This is a genomic window from Mangrovivirga halotolerans, assembly GCF_026241165.1.
GTDB lineage: Bacteria > Bacteroidota > Bacteroidia > Cytophagales > Cyclobacteriaceae > Mangrovivirga > Mangrovivirga halotolerans.
In genome coordinates, this window is record NZ_JAPFQN010000004.1 from 14,954 (window position 1) to 32,899 (window position 17,946).

Below are 17,946 nucleotides of genomic sequence, written 5' to 3' on the forward strand. Positions count from 1 at the left end.
GAATCTTTACAATCAATGATATTGTCATTTTTATGTTAAAGAATTTTGACATGGTACACTTATAAGTAAGGTAGTGTGATGTGATAAAATAATAAGATTCATATAAATGAATTATATTATTACTACTTAAAAAAGAATTATTGCATCAAATTATATTAATTAATTTCTTTTCATAGTTATTGTAATGAGTAAAATTTATGTTTTTCATTCTTTTATTGAAGAATTATTGTATGATATTTCAGATAATGAGGTTAAAAAGGTATTAAATTCTGTTGATTTAAATAAATACCAAATATTTATTAATGATAAATCAAGATCTCAATTTCTTGCTGGAAGATTATTACTATTTAAAGGGTTGACTAAACTTCACAGCTCTTCTTTGCTAAAGAATATTGATTATTCTACTTCGGGTAAACCCTTCATTAAAGGAGTGAATTTTAATATTTCTCACTCTGAAAATTTAATAGGTCTGATAATCACCAAATCAGATCTTAAAGTTGGAATTGATATTGAAGAAATAGTTGAAAAAGTGAATTACACCGATATAGCAAATAGTTTACAATCACCTATACTAAATGCAAGTATCAATCTTGATGATTTTATAAATAGATGGACGATAGTAGAATCAATCATTAAAGCTTCAGATAAATCGTTAGATGAGATCGAATCTATTAATCAAAATAATAACGGCTTTTATGATTTTGATAGCTATAATTTTAGAGTGGAAAGTATTAAGGTAGATAATTATTGGTTGAGTTTTGCAATTGAATTGAAAGGTGAGGATAACTTAACTATAATAAAAGATGTAATAAAAAAATAGCCCGGAAGTAATTCCGGGCTGATTTCTTAATTTTTAGATTCTTCTTCTTCCTTGCTGACTTTTTCATTATTATTTTTAATGGCATCATCCATGGTTTTGACAAAATGCCTTTCAGAGTTTTTCAATGGTTTTTCTTTAGGCCATCCAATAACTTTATATTTAATGTTTTTATGCCCTGCTGTAGTTCTGAAATCATTTAGTATTTCCTGAACATCGAAATCCATTACTTTGGTTTTGGTGGCATCAACAATTATAGAGCTATTATCAGGTACCACATTCAATGCTCTCAAAATAGCTGCCTTATTTAGGAATGAAACTTCTTCAGAAAGTTCTATAGTTACCTTTTCGCTTTCTACATGATCATCATCATTAAAGTAGAATGGGTTCTTTAAGTTATAGAATAAAATAATAAATATGGCTACGGCAAGTCCGATTCCAATACCAATTAATAAGTCAGTTGCTACAATTGCTACAACTGTAACTATAAAAGGAACGAATTGGGTGAAGCCATTCTTCCACATTTGTTTGAAAAGAGTTGGCTTTGCCAGTTTATATCCTACTAAAAATAGTACTGCTGCGAGTGAGGCAAATGGTATTTGATTTAATACTTCTGGAAATAGAAGTACAGAAACTAAAAGCATCATACCATGAATTATAGCACTTGCTTTTGTTTTACCACCTGACTGAATGTTTGCACTACTTCTAACAATTACCTGTGTGATAGGAAGACCACCAATCATACCAGAAACCACGTTTCCGATACCTTGAGCTCTTAGTTCGCGGTTAGTTGGAGTAACTCTCTTTTGAGGGTCAAGCTTATCTGTTGCTTCAACTGAAAGCAATGTCTCAATAGATGCAACAACAGCAATGGTAACACCAGCAAGCAATATTGCACTGGGTTTATCGGTAAAAATTCCAAAATCCGGTGTTCTGAAATTACCTAAAAATTCATTGAATGATCCTGGAGTAGGTAACGAAACCAACTGGTCAGAAGATAATCCCCAAGTATTATTACCTTTAAAAACATAGTTTAAAATAATTCCTACAACAACAGCAACTAAAGGACCCTGAATCAAAGTGAAGACCTTATTTTTCTTCATGAAAGGTTGTTCCCATATAATCAGGATTGCAAGTGAGATTAATGTGATCAAAATAGCTCCCGGACTTAAAAAGTCGAGCATATAATACAATTCTGAAAATGTATTATGGCCATCAGTTTGCCAGAAACTCAGGTCTCCCTCATAGTCTGCATCGTAACCAACCGCATGAGGGATTTGCTTTAAAACAATGATAATACCAATAGCAGTAAGCATTCCTTTAATTACTGAATTGGGGAAATAATATCCTATAATACCTGCTTTCATGAAGCCTAGAGTGATCTGCATGATACCTGCAAGAACAGTTGCAGCTAATAATGCTTCAAATGATCCCAATGTATTCTGGGCGCTGATAACTATAGCAACCAGACCTGCAGCTGGTCCACTTACACCTAATGAAGATCCACTAAAAAAACCAACTACAATACCCCCGACTATACCTGCGATGATACCTGCGAACATTGGTACTTCAGATGCTAGTGCTATACCTAAACATAGTGGTACAGCAACTAAAAAGACAATTATACTTGCCGGTAAGTCATATTTAATATTTGAGAAAAATCCCTCTTTTAAGCTCATAATTTTAATTTTTGAAAATATTCAATATCTATCTATTCTTTATTTAGGAATAGAAAAAAGTCTTATATAATTAATCGAAAATTAAATAAATGATCTGGGAGGGGGGACACTAAGATCCTGACTTGGATCTTCGTGTGAGATCAAATAAGGCACTTTTGTTGATGTTGGGACTGTAAAGCTTTCATCATCAATGTCATAAAAACCGTGAAGATAACAAGGACTGTCTTCTTCTTCTAACAAGACATTTGAAGTAAATCCATCACCAGCCTGATTGTGATGATATTCCTTTCTAATCTCATTATAGGCATCAAGTGTTATGTTAATCAAAATGGAATTGCAAAAAAACCAGATAGAACTTAGTAACAGTAATGTTACAGGTATCGATCTGAATGACCTGATCAGGCTATATTTTGCTTTCCATGATTTCATTTAATTACAAATATAAAAAATAATTATGATCAAAATCTCACTAGGGCTTGTTTATTATTTGTTCAAACTAATATTTAAACAATTTGAAAATTTTTAATTTGATCATATAGTTTTGAATAAGACAGATTTACAAGTAAGTAAAGATTTAGTAATAAATATTTTTTCAGTTATTATTTTCTTGTTAATTGGCTTAAAATTGTACAGAAATAATTAATTCAAATCAATGCTTTCAAAAAAAGCTAAGTATGCTATAAATGCTCTTGTTTTTCTGGCTAAGAAAAAGGGTGAGGGTCCAGTACAGATCAGTCACATAGCTGAATCAGAGAAAATACCACAAAAATTTTTAGAAGCGATTTTGCTTGATATGAAAAGAGCCGGGATTCTCCGTAGTAAAAAAGGAAAGGGGGGAGGTTATTTTTTGTTTAAAGAACCTTCTGAAGTAAATATGGCTGAAGTAATGAGACTTTTTGATGGGGCAATTGCCTTTTTACCTTGCGTTACTTACAAATACTATGAAAGATGCGAGGAATGTAAGGATGAGGAAACCTGTGGAATAAGAGATGTTTTTTTAAATGTTAGAAATGCTACCGTTGAATTACTTAAAAATGCTACTCTTGAAAAAATAATTGAAAGAGAATCTTCAATGAAATCTTTGTATAATAACTAATTACACTTTTTACCGCTGTAAAACGGATTGCCAAAGCCCTGATTACATTTATAAGATTTTCTAATTGCTGTGATCTCCCAGAAATCAGACTTAGGTTTCATATAATATTCAGTTCTGACACCATACGTAGATTTATCAGGCAATAATTCTCTGTAAACAGTAATTCTAACACTATCTCTAGCTGGTCTTTTACTTAATACATCCTCTACTAATGCAAATTTAGCTGCATCATTTGGGTACTCATAGAAGTGCTGAATTGTTGAAAGAGGCTGCGTTGTCCAGGGCTCATTGTTTTGAGCTGCCAGAGCTATTCTGATATTCAGATCATTCGGATTGATTTCCTCATGAGTGTTATCAAATTTTTTGCACCCCGCAGCAATAATGCTAAACAAAAATATAAAAAATAATAAAATTTTAATGTGCCTCATTTCTATATGAATTTGGTACAAAGATAATAAAAGCCACTAATTATTTGGTTTATAATTGTTTGAAAAAGAGTCATGATTCTTGACGGGTAATGTCATGTTTTGTCAAGTTACTGGTTACCTGAGGTGTCGCAAAAGAATATACGCTATAAACCAATAAATTATTTATAAAAATGTGGAAATCATTAATTAGAGTTAATTTTTTACTGCTAATTTCTTTTTTCTCAATATCCGCACAGGATACTGATGATGGTGAGAAGGATCTTTTTGAGATGTCCTTAGAGGAGTTGATGGAAGTTGAGATTTATTCAGCTTCAAAGAAATCGGAAAGTAGTTTTGATGCCCCACTTTCTTCTACTGTGATTACAGGAGATGAGATTATAGCATCCGGGGCTACTACTATAGAAGAAGCGCTTAGGTTAGTTCCAGGGTTGGTAGTAAGAGAAGAGACAAACGGGAATTTTGATGTGCATGTACGGGGAAATGAATCTCTTCCACCTGGTAATTTTACATTTTACACTGAAAACAGTTTAACGCTTGTAATGATAGACGGACGAAGGGTTTATAATTACATAAATGGCGGTACTTTTTGGGAAGCCCTTCCAATTGGATTGGCAGATGTTGAAAGAATTGAGGTGGTCAGAGGTCCATCATCACCTTTATATGGTCCGAATGCTGTAAGCGGAGTGATTAATATTATCACTAAACAAGCATTCTCAAACTCCGAGTCTTCAGTAACTGCAAATGTACAAGGTGGAAATAAAGGAACTGTAATTGGAAGTTTTAATGCTTTAAAAAGATTGAAGAACAATAAAGTGTCAATAGGTTTAAGTGGAAATATTGAGACTAGGGATAGGGATGATGATCAGTATTATAACTGGTGGACTGGAGAGTATACTTCCAGAGAGGAGCTAATTAGTTATACTTATGGTAATCAGATAGAAAGTAATTCTTCCTGGTTTTCAGAAGTAGAAATGGCGAAGGAACGATTGGGTGTGAATGCATTTATAGCATATGATATTAATGAGGATGTAAATATTGATCTGAAAGCAGGATATCAAAATTCAGTTTCTCAATCTGCCTTTTTTGAAAACTTTTATTCAGTTCTCGGTGATAGAACTTCTGAGTCATATTACATTGATCTGACGTCAAAAGTCAAAGGATTGAATATTCAGGCTTCTACTGAAAGTGGTATTCAGGATATTGCCAGAGGATCTGGTTTTGTTGCAACATTTGATTATAATAAAACTGACCTGAACATTGATTATGCTTTTGATTTTAAAAATCTTTCACTTCAGCCTGCTTTTAATTACCAGCAAGCCACTTACTCTGATCTTCCTTATGTAGAACAGAATAATACTTACGGATTAATGAATGCAGAGCAACAATTGAGTAATTATGGATTTTCATTAAAAGCTGACTATAAATTATTAAATGATAAACTCAGATTAGTTGCTGCAGGAAGATTTGATAAATACAACGTTCCAGATGATGTGTATTTTACATATCAGTTTATTTCAACATATAAGTTTAATGAAAAACACTTGATAAGAGCGGTTGCATCAAGATCTAATCGAAGTGCTTTCTTTATTGATTCTTATGCAAATTATTATGTAGAAGGTGATATTGATGTAGCTTATATTGGAAATGAAGAATTACATTTACCTACGATGAATTTATTGGAATTTGGATATCGTGGAAAGCTTTCTGATAAAATATTGTTAGATATCGAAGTTTTCAGAACTGTTTTTGACAATACTGTAGATTTTCAACCGACAGAATTTTATAATACTGCTCAAGGTCCGGTATTGGAGTATCATTATTTTAATAGTGATTTGATCTCAACTCAAAACGGTATAACTACTGCATTAAGCTTTGCACCTTCAAATAAGATCCAAATGAAAGTTTTTGGAACGGTACAAAAGACTGAGTTGGAAAACTATGATAAGAAAGAAAGCGGTATAAATCCTTTTACTTTATCACTACCTAGTTATACAAGAATTGATCAGGAAAATAAAAGAACTCCAAATTTTTATGGAGGCATGACATTTAATTACAGACCGGTAGAAAAGCTTTCGATTTATTCGAGTCTTTACTACATGAGTGAGCAAGTTTATCGTCATGAGCGAGCATCAACTTCTGAAGAATTAGGAACTACTAATATTTCTCCGGTTACTACTTTGAGTATTAAAGCTTCATATGAGTTTTTTAAAGGGTTTAATGGATTCGTAAATGCAAGGAACTTACTAGCCGGTGAAAAGGACCAGTTTGGATTTGCTGACAGGATCGGTGCTCTTTATATGGCCGGTATAAATGTTAATTTATAGCAGTTAATTACACATAAGTTTAAGGAAAAGGGACTGAGTAATCAGCCCCTTTTTTTATTGAGTAATTAGTTGTTCTTTCCACTCTTTTATATTTCCCGAGGTATCAAGCCACTTGAGATATGATTTCTGAGTCTTTTTAATAAGATTTATCAATTTTATCTGCGCTTCCATGTACTTATTTTCCCGAGAGAAAACTAAAAATAATGTTGATTCACCAGCATTAAATAATTTGCGTTCAGCTTCCATCATCATTCTGAAATATTCAGCATTTTTTCTAACTGTTTCCAGCTGTTGAGTCAGATTTTGCCATTGGGTATGGGCAAGGCGTTGTTTGGTAAGCCACTCATTTTGTTTGTATCTCCATTGAAGGCTTGTCATTTCCAGCCTGGCTTTCTGACTATTTAATCCACCTCTTTCCTTTCTGAGTAAAATCGGGAAATTAACTTTTACGCCAGCATAAAAATTTTCATCGATTGCGTTACTTTGATTCAAATTTTCATTTTCAAAATCAGAAAAGAGGTAATATCCCTCAATCTTTATTTCAGGAAGAAGTCGCTGCTTCATTAATTCTGTGGTGTTCTCAATAATAGCAATCTCTGAGCGGTAATATCTTGAAATCGGATGATCATAAGCCAGGGAATCTATTAATCCGGCAACGAGGGGCTCTATCATTTCCTGATCCGGAATCTTTTCTGAGGTTAATTCCTTATTTATTTCCAGAGAATCCTGCCACAGATACAGGTCCAGACGTTGACTTTGTAGTTGATACATCAGTTTAGCATCGATGAGATCTGCTCTTCTTTGAGTTAGTTGGGTTAATGCTTCTAACGTATCGATGGCAGCATAGTCGCCAAGTTCAGCCGATCTTTTGACTCCACTGAATCGCTGTAAACCGATGTCCTGAAGTTCTTCCTGTAATAGTAAATATTCATAAGCTGCCTGCCATTCGAAAAATGCACTCGCTGCAGAAAAAATTAGTGAGTTCGACCTCAAGTCTGCTTCTGCGTTTGTCTTGTCAACTTTTAAGTTAGCATTTCTTAATTCCGTCCGTTGCTCATCCTTAATTAATCCACGACCCAGATCAAAACTTAACCCGGCTTTCCACAACCCCTCATCCGGAACAGTGAGTTCTGGATTTAAATAAAAACCTTCATTTTGCTCGTATCCTGCTTTGAAGTCAAGACCTGCAGCAGCGGTAGGTATGCTTATACCTCCTTCTCTGTGGGTGAAGTAATCTGATCCGTTAAATCGTTTAGTATCATAGTTTCCATATAATTTCGGATCAAATGCTCCCCGTTTTGAAAGCAATTCTGCCTCAGCTTCTCTGACAGACCACCATATTCTCGAAGCTTCAGGGTGGTTGTCGATCAATTTGATGACATCCTTTAGTTTTAGAGAATCCTGGCCACTGGTTTGAAAAATGCTGACCAGTAGAAAAAATGTAAATACCAGTCTTTGCATATTATTTTTTCTTATCAGAGTTCTGATTATTTTTTTTACTGTAAAAGTCTGGAGGGAAACCATTAATACGTCGCCAGATTTCATACCATAAAGGTACATCTTTTAGCAATATAATACCTCTGGTACCTGATCCTGGCCTTAATGCATCCGGCCATGAATAATCGGCAACCTCTTCACTACTCGGCGCGACAAGTATTCTGTATGTGCCATCAGGTTGGCTAAAATTATCAATAGCAACAATTTCACCACTAAAAGTTCCGTGTGAAGCACCAGGCCATCCACTGAAGACAATTGCAGGCCAACCATCAAAAATACACCTAATTTCCTGCCCTTTTTCCAATAAGGGAAGGTTGACGGGATTGATATAATAGGTAGCAGCAAGCTGATAATCTTTTGGCATGATGGTTATCAACTTTTCTCCGGCTTTAATATTTTCACCAATTCCAGTCATTGCAGCCTCGGTAATATAACCGTTTTGTGGAGCAGTAATGTAATAAAATGAGGATCTGAGTTCGTAATTACTCAAAGTATTTTCAATTTTAGCCAAATCGCCTTCTGCAGCAAACAAATTACTGGCAGCTTCAGCCTTTTCCGATCTGTTTTTAGCAATTTTATCATTGTAATCGGCTTCTATACTTTGTAGTGCAATTCTGGCGTTGATCAGTTCATTTTTAGATTTTAAAAACTTGTTATAGGCAGCAGTGCGTTTTGCTTTGGCTTCCTGAAGTTTCATTTGACCCGTTTCAAATTCTGTTTTAGATTTTAAACCGTCTTCGTAAAGCGCTTTTATCCGGTCGAATCTGGCTTCTGCTACATCCAGATTTGTTTCGGCTGCTTTCCACTCCATGCTATCTATCTGAACAGACAATCTTGCTTGTTCCAGTTTATTTGTGGCTTCCTGCAATTTGTATTTTTTTGCAGAAACCAACGCACTATATTGATTGTTAAGGGCTTCTATTTTACTTTGATAAGAACCTATTCCTCCTCTTTTTGCATTCACCTGTGACTGTGTCCGGTTCACCAGGTTAGGATCAAGATATTCTGGCTTTACCTCTCCAATCTTTAATATTGTATCTCCTTTTTCCACTTCCTGACCTTCAGATACATACCATTTTTCAATTCTGCCATCAATAAAGCTCTGGATAGATTGTGGTCTTTCCGATGGTAATAGAGCGGTAACTTCTCCTTCAGTTTGAATATTCTGAGTCCAGGGTATAAAAAAAGAAAGAGGAATAAGAAGTAACCAATAGTATTTATACTTCTTTGATGGTTGAGGCTCAAAGCTATCTATTTTATCAAACGACTTATATGAGGATGTATCTATGTCGTCTTTTACTCTTCTTTCACTTAGATTTAGCATCCTTTATATATTTAACAATTCAGCTGGTGAAAAATCAATAGGCCAGGTATACAATTTATCAAAATCATATCCTTCCAGGTTTAAATGTTCCTTCTTCGTGATAACAGCTAAAGGTATTTCGTTAGAAATAATGTATTCCAAAATCTGATTAGATAAAAACTCCTCATGGAATGTGTCTTCATTCCAGCATATGATCTCAGGATTCATACTTAAACACCTTGCGGCAATTATCGCATGGCGACTTTCAAAATCTATATTTGTTCCTTTGGGTTGAATGTGTTTTGAACAGGTAGCCTCTTCATCAAGAGTAAATTTATACCCGCACTTTTTGAGAAGTTGTATAATCTCTGAATCCTCCAAATCACGGTAAATACTAACATTTTGTCGTATTGTACCATCGAAAATATTCTCTGTGCCATTTAATAACCCAATATTAAATGGAGCCTTATCATTTTGCTCGATCGTAAAAGAAACATTTTGTATATCACTTTTATGTGGAAGTTTGATCTTGATCTTTTGTCCTTTGGTGATATTTAGAGAGCCTTTTTTCTTATTTTCAGTGTCAAATAAATTTAAAGTAAATGAACCCCTGCTTGTTTTTTCCTGGCTCTTTTCATCTACTAATGGAATATCCACAAGCTTTCCTAGTTTTTCCGATGCCGTAAGTGTATCGTATAGTGTTTCCATACTTAAGATTAGTTTTTCAACAGCATTCATAAGCATGATTATTATAATCTCACCAGCAACAAATTGACCCAGGTTCATACTGTCATTTATTACAAGTAAACCTCCAGGAATTAGAAGTAACCCCGCAATCAATATTTTAAGGGTCAATAAGCTATAAAATTGCTTAACGAGCACCTTGAAGTGATTTTTTCGGCTATCCAGGTAATTTGAAACGTAATCATCGGTTCTGTTAAAAGCTCTTTTACCTGCATTTCTGTCATAAAAGACTTCTTTCGTCCGGGCAACTTCCTGCAACCAAAAGGCTGTTTTATATTTATAATCGGATTCATCAAGACTACTTCGGAGGCCTTTTTCGCCCGTAAACCTCCAGACTAGCAACAAACCTCCAAAAAGTATGATCGAAATAGCAAGAAATATTGGGTGATATAATCCTAATAATATTAATCCGAAAAGAATTTGTAATGCAGCTGTAGTGAAGTCAAATAGTAACTTTGAAAACCCTTTTTGGATATTAATTGTATCAAAAAACCTGTTAACTAATTCAGGCGGATAACTTTTCTTAATATATTCCGGTTCCCAGTGAGGTATCCGATAGGTTAACTCAAATGCTGATCTGGTAAATATTTTCTGTTGGATACTCTCAGTAATATACATTTGTTTTACCTGCAACCATCCGTGTATAAGTAAACCCACCAATACAAGTAATACCAATAGGATCCAAGAGGTGGTTACCTGTCTAGCCATAATCAGGTTAATAATAGCCTGAATACCCAAAGGAAGACTCAGATAAACAATACCCTGAAAAAATGCATAAAGATATATTCTTAGAATATTTTCTTTGTCATTTTTTATCAGTCTGAAAAAACGCTTAAATGCCAGTTTAGTGGTCTTATTACCGTCCATATTTTATTTTAAGGTAATTCAATACAAATTACGCTAATGTTAGTCTTAAGGTTGTTAACTAATTAATTATGTATAACCATTTTTGTATAATTTTTGTTTATAGTTATCATAATCATAAATATTACTTATATAGAAATTTAAGTAAACTTCTTTACAATCAGGATAATACCGCTGATAACCATCATGCCTATTACCCATTTCCTAAATCCTTTTTCAGTCATTTTATTCAAGGTTCTTTTTCCAATTATATTACCAACTGTCGCTCCCAAACCAAGAGCAACCCCATACAAGACTAATTGTTTGTCTAAAAGACCAAAAAATGAATAAGAACTGATCTGAAATATTCCAGTGAAAAATGAATTAGCGGTTTTAGTCCCGGTGAGCTTTTCTTTTGAGATTCCGGTGTTAAGATAAAATGGATTGAGGATCGGACCTACAGCTCCTATGATTGTACTGATGAAAGTGACGATTAATCCAAGAAAGAAAAAATGATATTTTTTTACCGGGAATGATATTTCTTTTTTCCCAAATCGATATTGAAAAACAGTACTAATTAAAAATATTCCAGCAAATATTTGAAGCAACCCGATATTAGTCTTTTCAAAAAACCATCCGGCTATGGCCGAACCGATCAATGCTGCCGGGATATAATAAGCAGAGATTTTCCAGTCAATGTCTTTTCTGAAAAGCCATAATCTGACAGGTCTTCCAATAAAAGTCCCGAGGTTTAACACCGGAGCAGTTGATTTTACACCGATAAGAAAGTTAAGTACAGGAACTAAAACAAGTGCTCCACCACCACCTGAGATCGTAGATAGAATGAAAGCACCAGCACCAAGAATGAATAGTAAAAAATAAGACAGAAGCTCACTATCCGTAATCGCCATATTAAAATTTAAATCGTTTTATTTATCATCAAAGTCAACTTTTGAATGGGAACCATCACAGTATGGTTTATTGTTACTGGCGCCACATCTGCACAAAGCTGCAACTTTTTCAACAACTTCTGTCTTTCCATCCTTTAATTCTATTGTACAATTTCCTGAAACCATCAATGGACCTGCAGGACTAACTTTTATTTTAACGTCGCTCATGTCGTGAATTTTATCTTCTTTATCTTTTTCTTTAATACTTAATGCTCCTGATGGACACATAGCCACCTGCTCCCTGATAGCTTTTTCTGAAGCTCCGTCCATATTAACCCAGGGCTTCTTGTCGGGATCAAACACTTCTGGCAGGCCTTTATAACAATTTTCTGAATGATAGCATTTTTCAGGTTGCCAGACTACCGTAGTATTCCCTTTGTTGTAAGTTTTAGTTTTCATAGATAATAATTTAACTAATTAATTTTTATCTAGCAGATGCTTTTGAAATAACTTATAAATCCTTGTATACTCATCTGTCCAGCTTGCGGCTTCTTTAAATCCATGGGGTTCAACCGGATAATAAACGGTTTCCCAGCCATGTTTACCAAGTTCTATTAGTCTTTGTGATAACCTGATTACATCCTGCGGTTGGACATTGTCATCTTGTAAACCATGCAGGATCAATAAAGGATCCTCCAGATTTTCTGCAAAATATATTGGAGAACTTCTTCTGTAGGCTTTAGGATCCTCTGTCGGTGTATTTAAAATATTTGAAGTATAACCATGATTGTAATGAGCCCAATCTGTAACTGATCTTATTGCTGCTCCTGCATTGAATGTTTCTGAGGCATTAAAAAGTGCCATTAATGTGATAAACCCTCCATAAGATCCACCATAAATCCCGATTTTTTCAGGATCGATGCCATATTCTTCAATCAGGAATTCAGCTCCGTCAACCTGATCTGACAAATCTTTGCCACCCATGTGCCTGTAAATGGCAGTACGCCACTCTTCTCCATATCCGGCACTTCCGCGATAATCGATATCCAAAACGGTGTATCCGTTATCAGTAAGGAAGTTATGAAACATGTATTCTCTGAAGTAAGTAGACCACCAATGATGAACATTCTGAAGATATCCGGCACCATGAACAAATATAACAGCTGCCCCATTTTTATTTTCCTCATCTGGTGTGTAAATCCGTGCCGGCACTTCTTCTCCGTCATCAGCCACAAATGTAATGATTTCAGGTGCTCTCCAGGAGTATTGCTTAAACTCGTCTGTGGTGCTTTCAGTTATTCTTTTCATTTCCTTGCCTGCTTTTAAAGGCATTAAATAAAGATCCCAGGGATTATTTGAATAACTGTATCGAATTGCCAACCACTTTTCATTGGGAGAGACACTTACGTCATAGTTTCCCTGTCCTGTAGTGAATTGTTCAAGATCACCTCCTTCAACTGGCATTGTAAAAAAGTGGTGATCAAACGGACTTGTTTTATTAGCTGTGATGAAGAAAGTTTCTTTATCATTCGAAAGATCTGCATCTAATACCTCCCATGAACCGGAAGTTAACTGCTTTTGCTCTTTTGAATTAATGTTAACAGTATACAAATGTGAAAAACCGGTTTCTTCCGATTGATAATAAAGAATTTCAGGATCATTAGTAAAGCCAATATTTCCAGGATAATAATTCCAGGAACTTATTCCCGGCCCACCTACCCAGGCGTCATTGTGTTCTCTGTGTAGAAGTTCCAGATCACCGGTTTCGAGGTCTGCTTTCATAATCCACCTGTCTTTATTGTCTTCAGATCTGTAAACCACTACAGCCTCATTATTCTCATTAAATAGAAGATCTACTAAAACTACATCCCTAGGCTCATCATATTTATCATTGTAATCATTATCATCTTTGTGATATTCTTTTACAAATTCCGGTTTCTCATAAATACCAGGGATTTGTTTTATATCAAATGTTATCGTTGTATCTCTTTCCCTGTCATAAATGAATGTTTGAAAAGAACTTAGAGGACTTCCAACTTTAGGTCTGGCGTCATATTCTTTTGTGTATCCGGTTTCATTAACAAAATCCATCATTTTGGTAGCTTTCGCCTTGGCTCGTTCGTAAAGAGAGTAACCTATAAAACGAGTATCAGGAGAAATTTTGAATGAAGTGATTCTTTTTTTACCAATGTAGATTGTTTTAGGTCTTTCCGGATCTGATTTTTTAGATCTTTGTTCTCGTAAATTCTTTTTTGCTATACTTTGTGTTACGGTATTGAACAAAGCCTCTTCTTCAGCCATCAAAAATCCTTCTTGTTCTGTGTTCTCTGGTTCTTGTTTTTCGCTTCCTGGTTTAAAATCTGTAAGCTGATTAATTGTTCCAGATTCTAAATTCCATGAAAACAAATTGTTGCCTCTTTTAAATGTTACAGAATTTTCATTACCTGTAAATTGAGGCCCTGATTCTGTCCCAACAGTATTAGTCACTTGTAAATGACTCTTTTTCTCTATGTCAAATAAAAAAATATCGCCGTTTTTACTATAAACCTTTTTAGTGTGCTCCTTATTCCAATCACCTGATTCAGGTATTTGTGAATAATGTTCTGGATCGATCTTGATGATTTTTTCTTCTTTAAGATCATAATAGTAATGGTCTGATAACAAGTTTTGCTCAGGGTTCCATTCGAAGTAAATTCTTTCACTATCGTCTGACCACTTGATATTTTCAGGCTGAAAACCAACAAAATTTTCGCCCTTCATAAAGTCTTCGATTTTTAATGTTGAAGAATTTTCATATGAGCCTGTTTGCGCATGGGTGCCAATGCATATTATCAGGAAAAGCAGAGTGAAGGCTTGTTTAAACATATTTCAGGTTATTAATTCAACTAATTAATCTGTTTCTCAATTAAAATGTTTATTAAAATGCGATATGATAGGTAGAAATACAAATAAACTTTTTGAATACATAGCTTATTAGTTTTTATCAAAAGACTTAAAAAAGACATTTGCTGATATGATTTGAATCATAAAATAATGGGAATGAAGTGCTGAAATTTGTGGTATAACAAATGAAAAAAATATCATCCCATGCAAAATTTTATAGATTCGACAGTAGCAGAAATAGTAGCCGACAACTACAAGTATGCTGAGATCTTCAAAAAGTATCATATTGATTTTTGTTGCAAAGGGAATATACCCTTAAAGGATGCTTGTGATAAACAATCAATTAGTCCTGACCTGGTCATTAAAGATCTTGAAGAGGTAACGGAAAGGCCATCAGATTACCCTGATTATTCAGAATGGAATACAGTTAAATTAATAGAGTACATAGTTAATGTTCATCATACCTATGTAAAAGAGACCATTCCATTATTAATCGAATTTTCCTGGAAGGTAGCTCGTGTCCATGGTCATTCGCACCCTGAGACTATAACAATTCACAAATTAGTAAAAAAACTAGCTGACGATCTGATCACTCATTTGTACAAGGAAGAGCAGATCATATTCCCTTCGATGCTGTATCGTCATAACCTGCTTCAATCGATTTGGGATTCCAAACCTTCTGAAGAAGTAAAATATACAGATCCTCTCGAGGTAATGCATGAAGAGCATGAAACAGCCGGTGAAATAATTCAATCAATCTCTGAGTTGAGTAATGGTTATCAGCCTCCTGAAGATGCTTGTGCAACCTTCAAAGTACTTTATCAAAAATTAGAAGAATTTGAAAAGGACCTCAACACTCATATTCATCTGGAAAACAATGTGTTATTTCCAAAATTCTTCAACGGAAATTGAAAAGATTAAAAACTCTAAATATAAAAGCAATGAAAAAAAATAGTTTAATAGCACTGATATTAATGCTGATGATTTCTGCCTGTGGAGGCGATTCAAATCAGCAAAAATCTGAGGAATCTTCAGGAGAAGTACAATCTATGGTTTCTGAACCTGAAGATCCAATGGAAAACTGGCAGGAAAACAAAGGAATAGGACCTGTAAGCTCTGTTGAGTTGGGAGAAATAGATCAGGAAATGGCTGCTGAAGGTCAAAAGTTATACGAAGAGCTTTGTACTGCCTGCCATAAAGTGGATAAAAAATTCATTGGTCCTTCTCCGAAAGGATTATTAGACAGACGAACTCCGGAGTGGGCGATGAACATGATGTTGAATCCGGAGGAAATGATCCAGAAAGATCCAATAGCCAAACAGCTACTGCTTGAAGCAAATGGTGCTCCAATGGCCAATCAAAATCTTACCAGAGATCAGGCCAGAAAAATCTTAGAATACATTAGAACACTCTGATAACCTTTATTTTTAACGTTAAGTATTATGAAAAATACCTTCTCAATATTGCTGTCATTTATATTTCTGGTCTTTATGGCTGCCTGTGGAAATTCGGGCGAAAAGAAAGATTCGGGAATGATGAATACCGGAGATGCGGCACAGAAAGTCTATGTTGCACCGGGAGAATACGATGAGTTTTATGCTTTTATGTCTGGTGGTTTCAGTGGACAGATAAGCGTTTATGGTCTGCCGTCGGGTAGACTTCTGAAAGTGGTTCCTGTTTTCTCTCAGGATGCTGAAAAAGGCTATGGTTATAATGAAGAAACGAAGCCTATGCTGAACACCTCTTATGGTTTTGTGCCATGGGATGATGCTCACCACCCTGAGTTATCTCAAACTGATGGTGTGCCTGACGGTCGATGGATCTTCATTAATGGTAATAACACACCTCGTATAGCAAGGGTTGATCTTACTACCTTTGAAACGACCGAGATAATTGAAATCCCGAATAGTGGAGGTAATCACAGTTCACCGTTTATTACCGAAAACTCAGAATATGTGGTTGCAGGTACACGATTTAGTGTTCCTTTTCCACAAAAGGATGTGCCGATCGATTCTTACAAAGAGAATTTTAAAGGGGCGCTGACATATATCAAAGCAGATGAGCCTGGCAATATGGATGTGTCTTTCCAAATCCTGGTTCCTGGTTATGACTATGACCTTGCTCACTCAGGTAAAGGTAAATCACACGGCTGGACTTTCTTTACCACTTATAACACAGAAGAAAGCCATACCTTAAAAGAAGTTAACGCTTCTCAGAATGATAAAGACTTTATCGCTGCTGTGAACTGGAAGAAAGCAGAAGAATACCTGAAACAAGGTAAGGGTAAAAAAATGCCTGCAAACTACATGCATAATTACTATGATGAAGAAACGCATACTGCAACTTCTACTGAGAAAAAAGAAGTAACTGTATTGATTCCTTCTGAATGCCCTGGCTTGATTTACTATTTACCAACGCCTAAATCGCCTCATGGTGTAGATGTGGATCCAACCGGAGAATACATCGTTGGTAACGGAAAATTATCTGCTGACCTGACTGTTCACTCTTTTGATAAAATGCTGACTGCAATTGAAAATGAAGAATTCGAAGGAGAAGTAGATGGAATTCCGATATTGAAATTAGACGCAGTAAGTGCCGGAACAGTATCTAGTGGAGGATTAGGACCATTGCATACAGAATTTGATGGCAAAGGAAATGCGTATACCACATTCTTTATTTCTTCTGAAGTAGTGAAATGGAAGCTGGGTACCTGGGAAGTTCTTGACCGTGCACCTTGCTACTACTCTGTTGGTCACCTGATGATTCCTGGTGGAGATTCGAAAAGTCCTTGGGGTAAATATCTGGTAGCATTGAATAAAATTACTAAAGACAGATATCTGCCTACAGGTCCTGAAATGAATCACTCAGCTCAACTGTATGATATCTCAGGAGATAAAATGGAGTTGTTACTTGACTTCCCTACAATAGGTGAACCTCATTATGCACAAGCTATCCCGGCTGATATTGTAATGAAGAATTCTAAAAAGATCTATCCGATAGAGGAAAATAAACACCCTCATGCGGTGAAAAACGAAAAAGATGTTCGTGTTGAAAGAGATGGTAATGTAGTAAGGGTTTATATAACCTCAATACGAAGCCACTTCAATCCGGATAATATCGAAGGAATCAAAGTGGGAGATAAAGTATACTTCCATTTGACAAACCTGGAGCAAGATTGGGACACCCCTCACGGATTAAGCATCATGGGAGCCAGAAATGCTGAGCTTCTCGTAATGCCGGGTCAAACCGAAACTCTTGTGTGGGAACCACAGAAGCCGGGAGTCTATCCTTTCTACTGTACTGATTTCTGCTCAGCCTTACACCAGGAAATGCAAGGGTATATCAGAGTTTCTCCAAAAGGAGCTAACGTGCCTATAAAGTGGTCGCTTGACGGCGAAGAATGATTTGGTTAATTGGATAAAAAGAGGTCGCGATTTTTTAG

General features: G+C 35.3%; 15 protein-coding genes. 6 read left to right on the top strand and 9 right to left on the bottom strand.

All coding sequences use genetic code 11. The features are described from left to right. The first annotated feature begins 184 nt into the window (after positions 1-184). Positions 185-820 (top strand): 4'-phosphopantetheinyl transferase family protein, encoded by a 636-nt coding sequence (locus tag OO013_RS06685; RefSeq protein WP_266055928.1) that lies wholly within the window; start codon positions 185-187, stop codon positions 818-820. Between the two features lie 26 nt (positions 821-846). Here OO013_RS06685 and OO013_RS06690 read toward each other — a convergent pair whose 3' ends face one another. Then, positions 847-2,496: a SulP family inorganic anion transporter gene (locus OO013_RS06690; protein WP_266055929.1), complete on the bottom strand. Its 1,650-nt coding sequence runs from the start codon at positions 2,494-2,496 to the stop codon at positions 847-849. 81 nt (positions 2,497-2,577) lie between these two features. Next, on the bottom strand, positions 2,578-2,925 hold the full coding sequence (locus OO013_RS06695) for a hypothetical protein (protein ID WP_266055930.1): 348 nt from the start codon (positions 2,923-2,925) through the stop codon (positions 2,578-2,580). 223 nt (positions 2,926-3,148) lie between these two features. Between OO013_RS06695 and OO013_RS06700 the strand changes: the two genes are divergently transcribed. Then, positions 3,149-3,592 carry an RrF2 family transcriptional regulator gene (locus OO013_RS06700; protein ID WP_266055931.1) on the top strand — a complete coding sequence of 148 codons (444 nt, stop codon included), beginning with the start codon at positions 3,149-3,151 and terminating at the stop codon, positions 3,590-3,592. On the opposite strand, the gene OO013_RS06705 is transcribed toward OO013_RS06700, so the two are convergent. Then, positions 3,589-4,020 carry a hypothetical protein gene (locus OO013_RS06705; RefSeq protein ID WP_266055932.1) on the bottom strand — a complete coding sequence of 144 codons (432 nt, stop codon included), beginning with the start codon at positions 4,018-4,020 and terminating at the stop codon, positions 3,589-3,591. The genes OO013_RS06700 and OO013_RS06705 overlap by 4 nt on opposite strands. 170 nt (positions 4,021-4,190) lie before the next feature. Here OO013_RS06705 and OO013_RS06710 point away from each other — a divergent pair, with 170 nt between their 5' ends. Next, positions 4,191-6,344 (top strand): TonB-dependent receptor plug domain-containing protein, encoded by a 2,154-nt coding sequence (locus OO013_RS06710; RefSeq protein ID WP_266055933.1) that lies wholly within the window; start codon positions 4,191-4,193, stop codon positions 6,342-6,344. 54 nt (positions 6,345-6,398) lie between these two features. Here OO013_RS06710 and OO013_RS06715 read toward each other — a convergent pair whose 3' ends face one another. The 6 genes from OO013_RS06715 to OO013_RS06740 all read right to left on the bottom strand — a co-directional run bounded on the left by OO013_RS06715 (position 6,399) and on the right by OO013_RS06740 (position 14,486). Further along, a complete protein-coding gene (locus tag OO013_RS06715) occupies positions 6,399-7,805 on the bottom strand; it encodes a TolC family protein (protein ID WP_266055934.1) in 1,407 nt (468 codons plus the stop codon). A gap of 1 nt (position 7,806) precedes the next feature. Then, complete coding sequence (locus OO013_RS06720; protein ID WP_266055935.1) at positions 7,807-9,165, bottom strand: HlyD family secretion protein; 1,359 nt, start codon at positions 9,163-9,165, stop codon at positions 7,807-7,809. 3 nt (positions 9,166-9,168) lie between these two features. Then, a complete protein-coding gene (locus OO013_RS06725; protein WP_266055936.1) occupies positions 9,169-10,755 on the bottom strand; it encodes an ABC transporter transmembrane domain-containing protein in 1,587 nt (528 codons plus the stop codon). A 137-nt stretch (positions 10,756-10,892) separates the two neighbouring features. Continuing rightward, positions 10,893-11,642, bottom strand: a complete 750-nt coding sequence (locus tag OO013_RS06730; RefSeq protein ID WP_266055937.1) for a sulfite exporter TauE/SafE family protein — start codon at positions 11,640-11,642, stop codon at positions 10,893-10,895. Between the two features lie 18 nt (positions 11,643-11,660). Next, on the bottom strand, positions 11,661-12,080 hold the full coding sequence (locus OO013_RS06735; protein WP_266055938.1) for a (4Fe-4S)-binding protein: 420 nt from the start codon (positions 12,078-12,080) through the stop codon (positions 11,661-11,663). An 18-nt stretch (positions 12,081-12,098) separates the two neighbouring features. Further along, positions 12,099-14,486, bottom strand: coding sequence for a S9 family peptidase (locus tag OO013_RS06740; protein WP_266055939.1), 2,388 nt, complete (start codon positions 14,484-14,486; stop codon positions 12,099-12,101). 222 nt (positions 14,487-14,708) lie between these two features. Between OO013_RS06740 and ric the strand changes: the two genes are divergently transcribed. The 3 genes from ric to nosZ are packed head-to-tail and all read left to right on the top strand — an operon-like array spanning position 14,709 to position 17,908. Continuing rightward, positions 14,709-15,416 carry an iron-sulfur cluster repair di-iron protein gene (ric, locus tag OO013_RS06745; RefSeq protein WP_266055940.1) on the top strand — a complete coding sequence of 236 codons (708 nt, stop codon included), beginning with the start codon at positions 14,709-14,711 and terminating at the stop codon, positions 15,414-15,416. 29 nt (positions 15,417-15,445) lie between these two features. Next, positions 15,446-15,919, top strand: coding sequence for a c-type cytochrome (locus tag OO013_RS06750; RefSeq protein WP_266055941.1), 474 nt, complete (start codon positions 15,446-15,448; stop codon positions 15,917-15,919). 27 nt (positions 15,920-15,946) lie between these two features. Beyond that, entirely contained in the window at positions 15,947-17,908 is a 1,962-nt protein-coding gene (gene nosZ / locus OO013_RS06755; protein WP_439651826.1) for a Sec-dependent nitrous-oxide reductase, read from the top strand. Positions 17,909-17,946 lie beyond the last annotated feature (38 nt).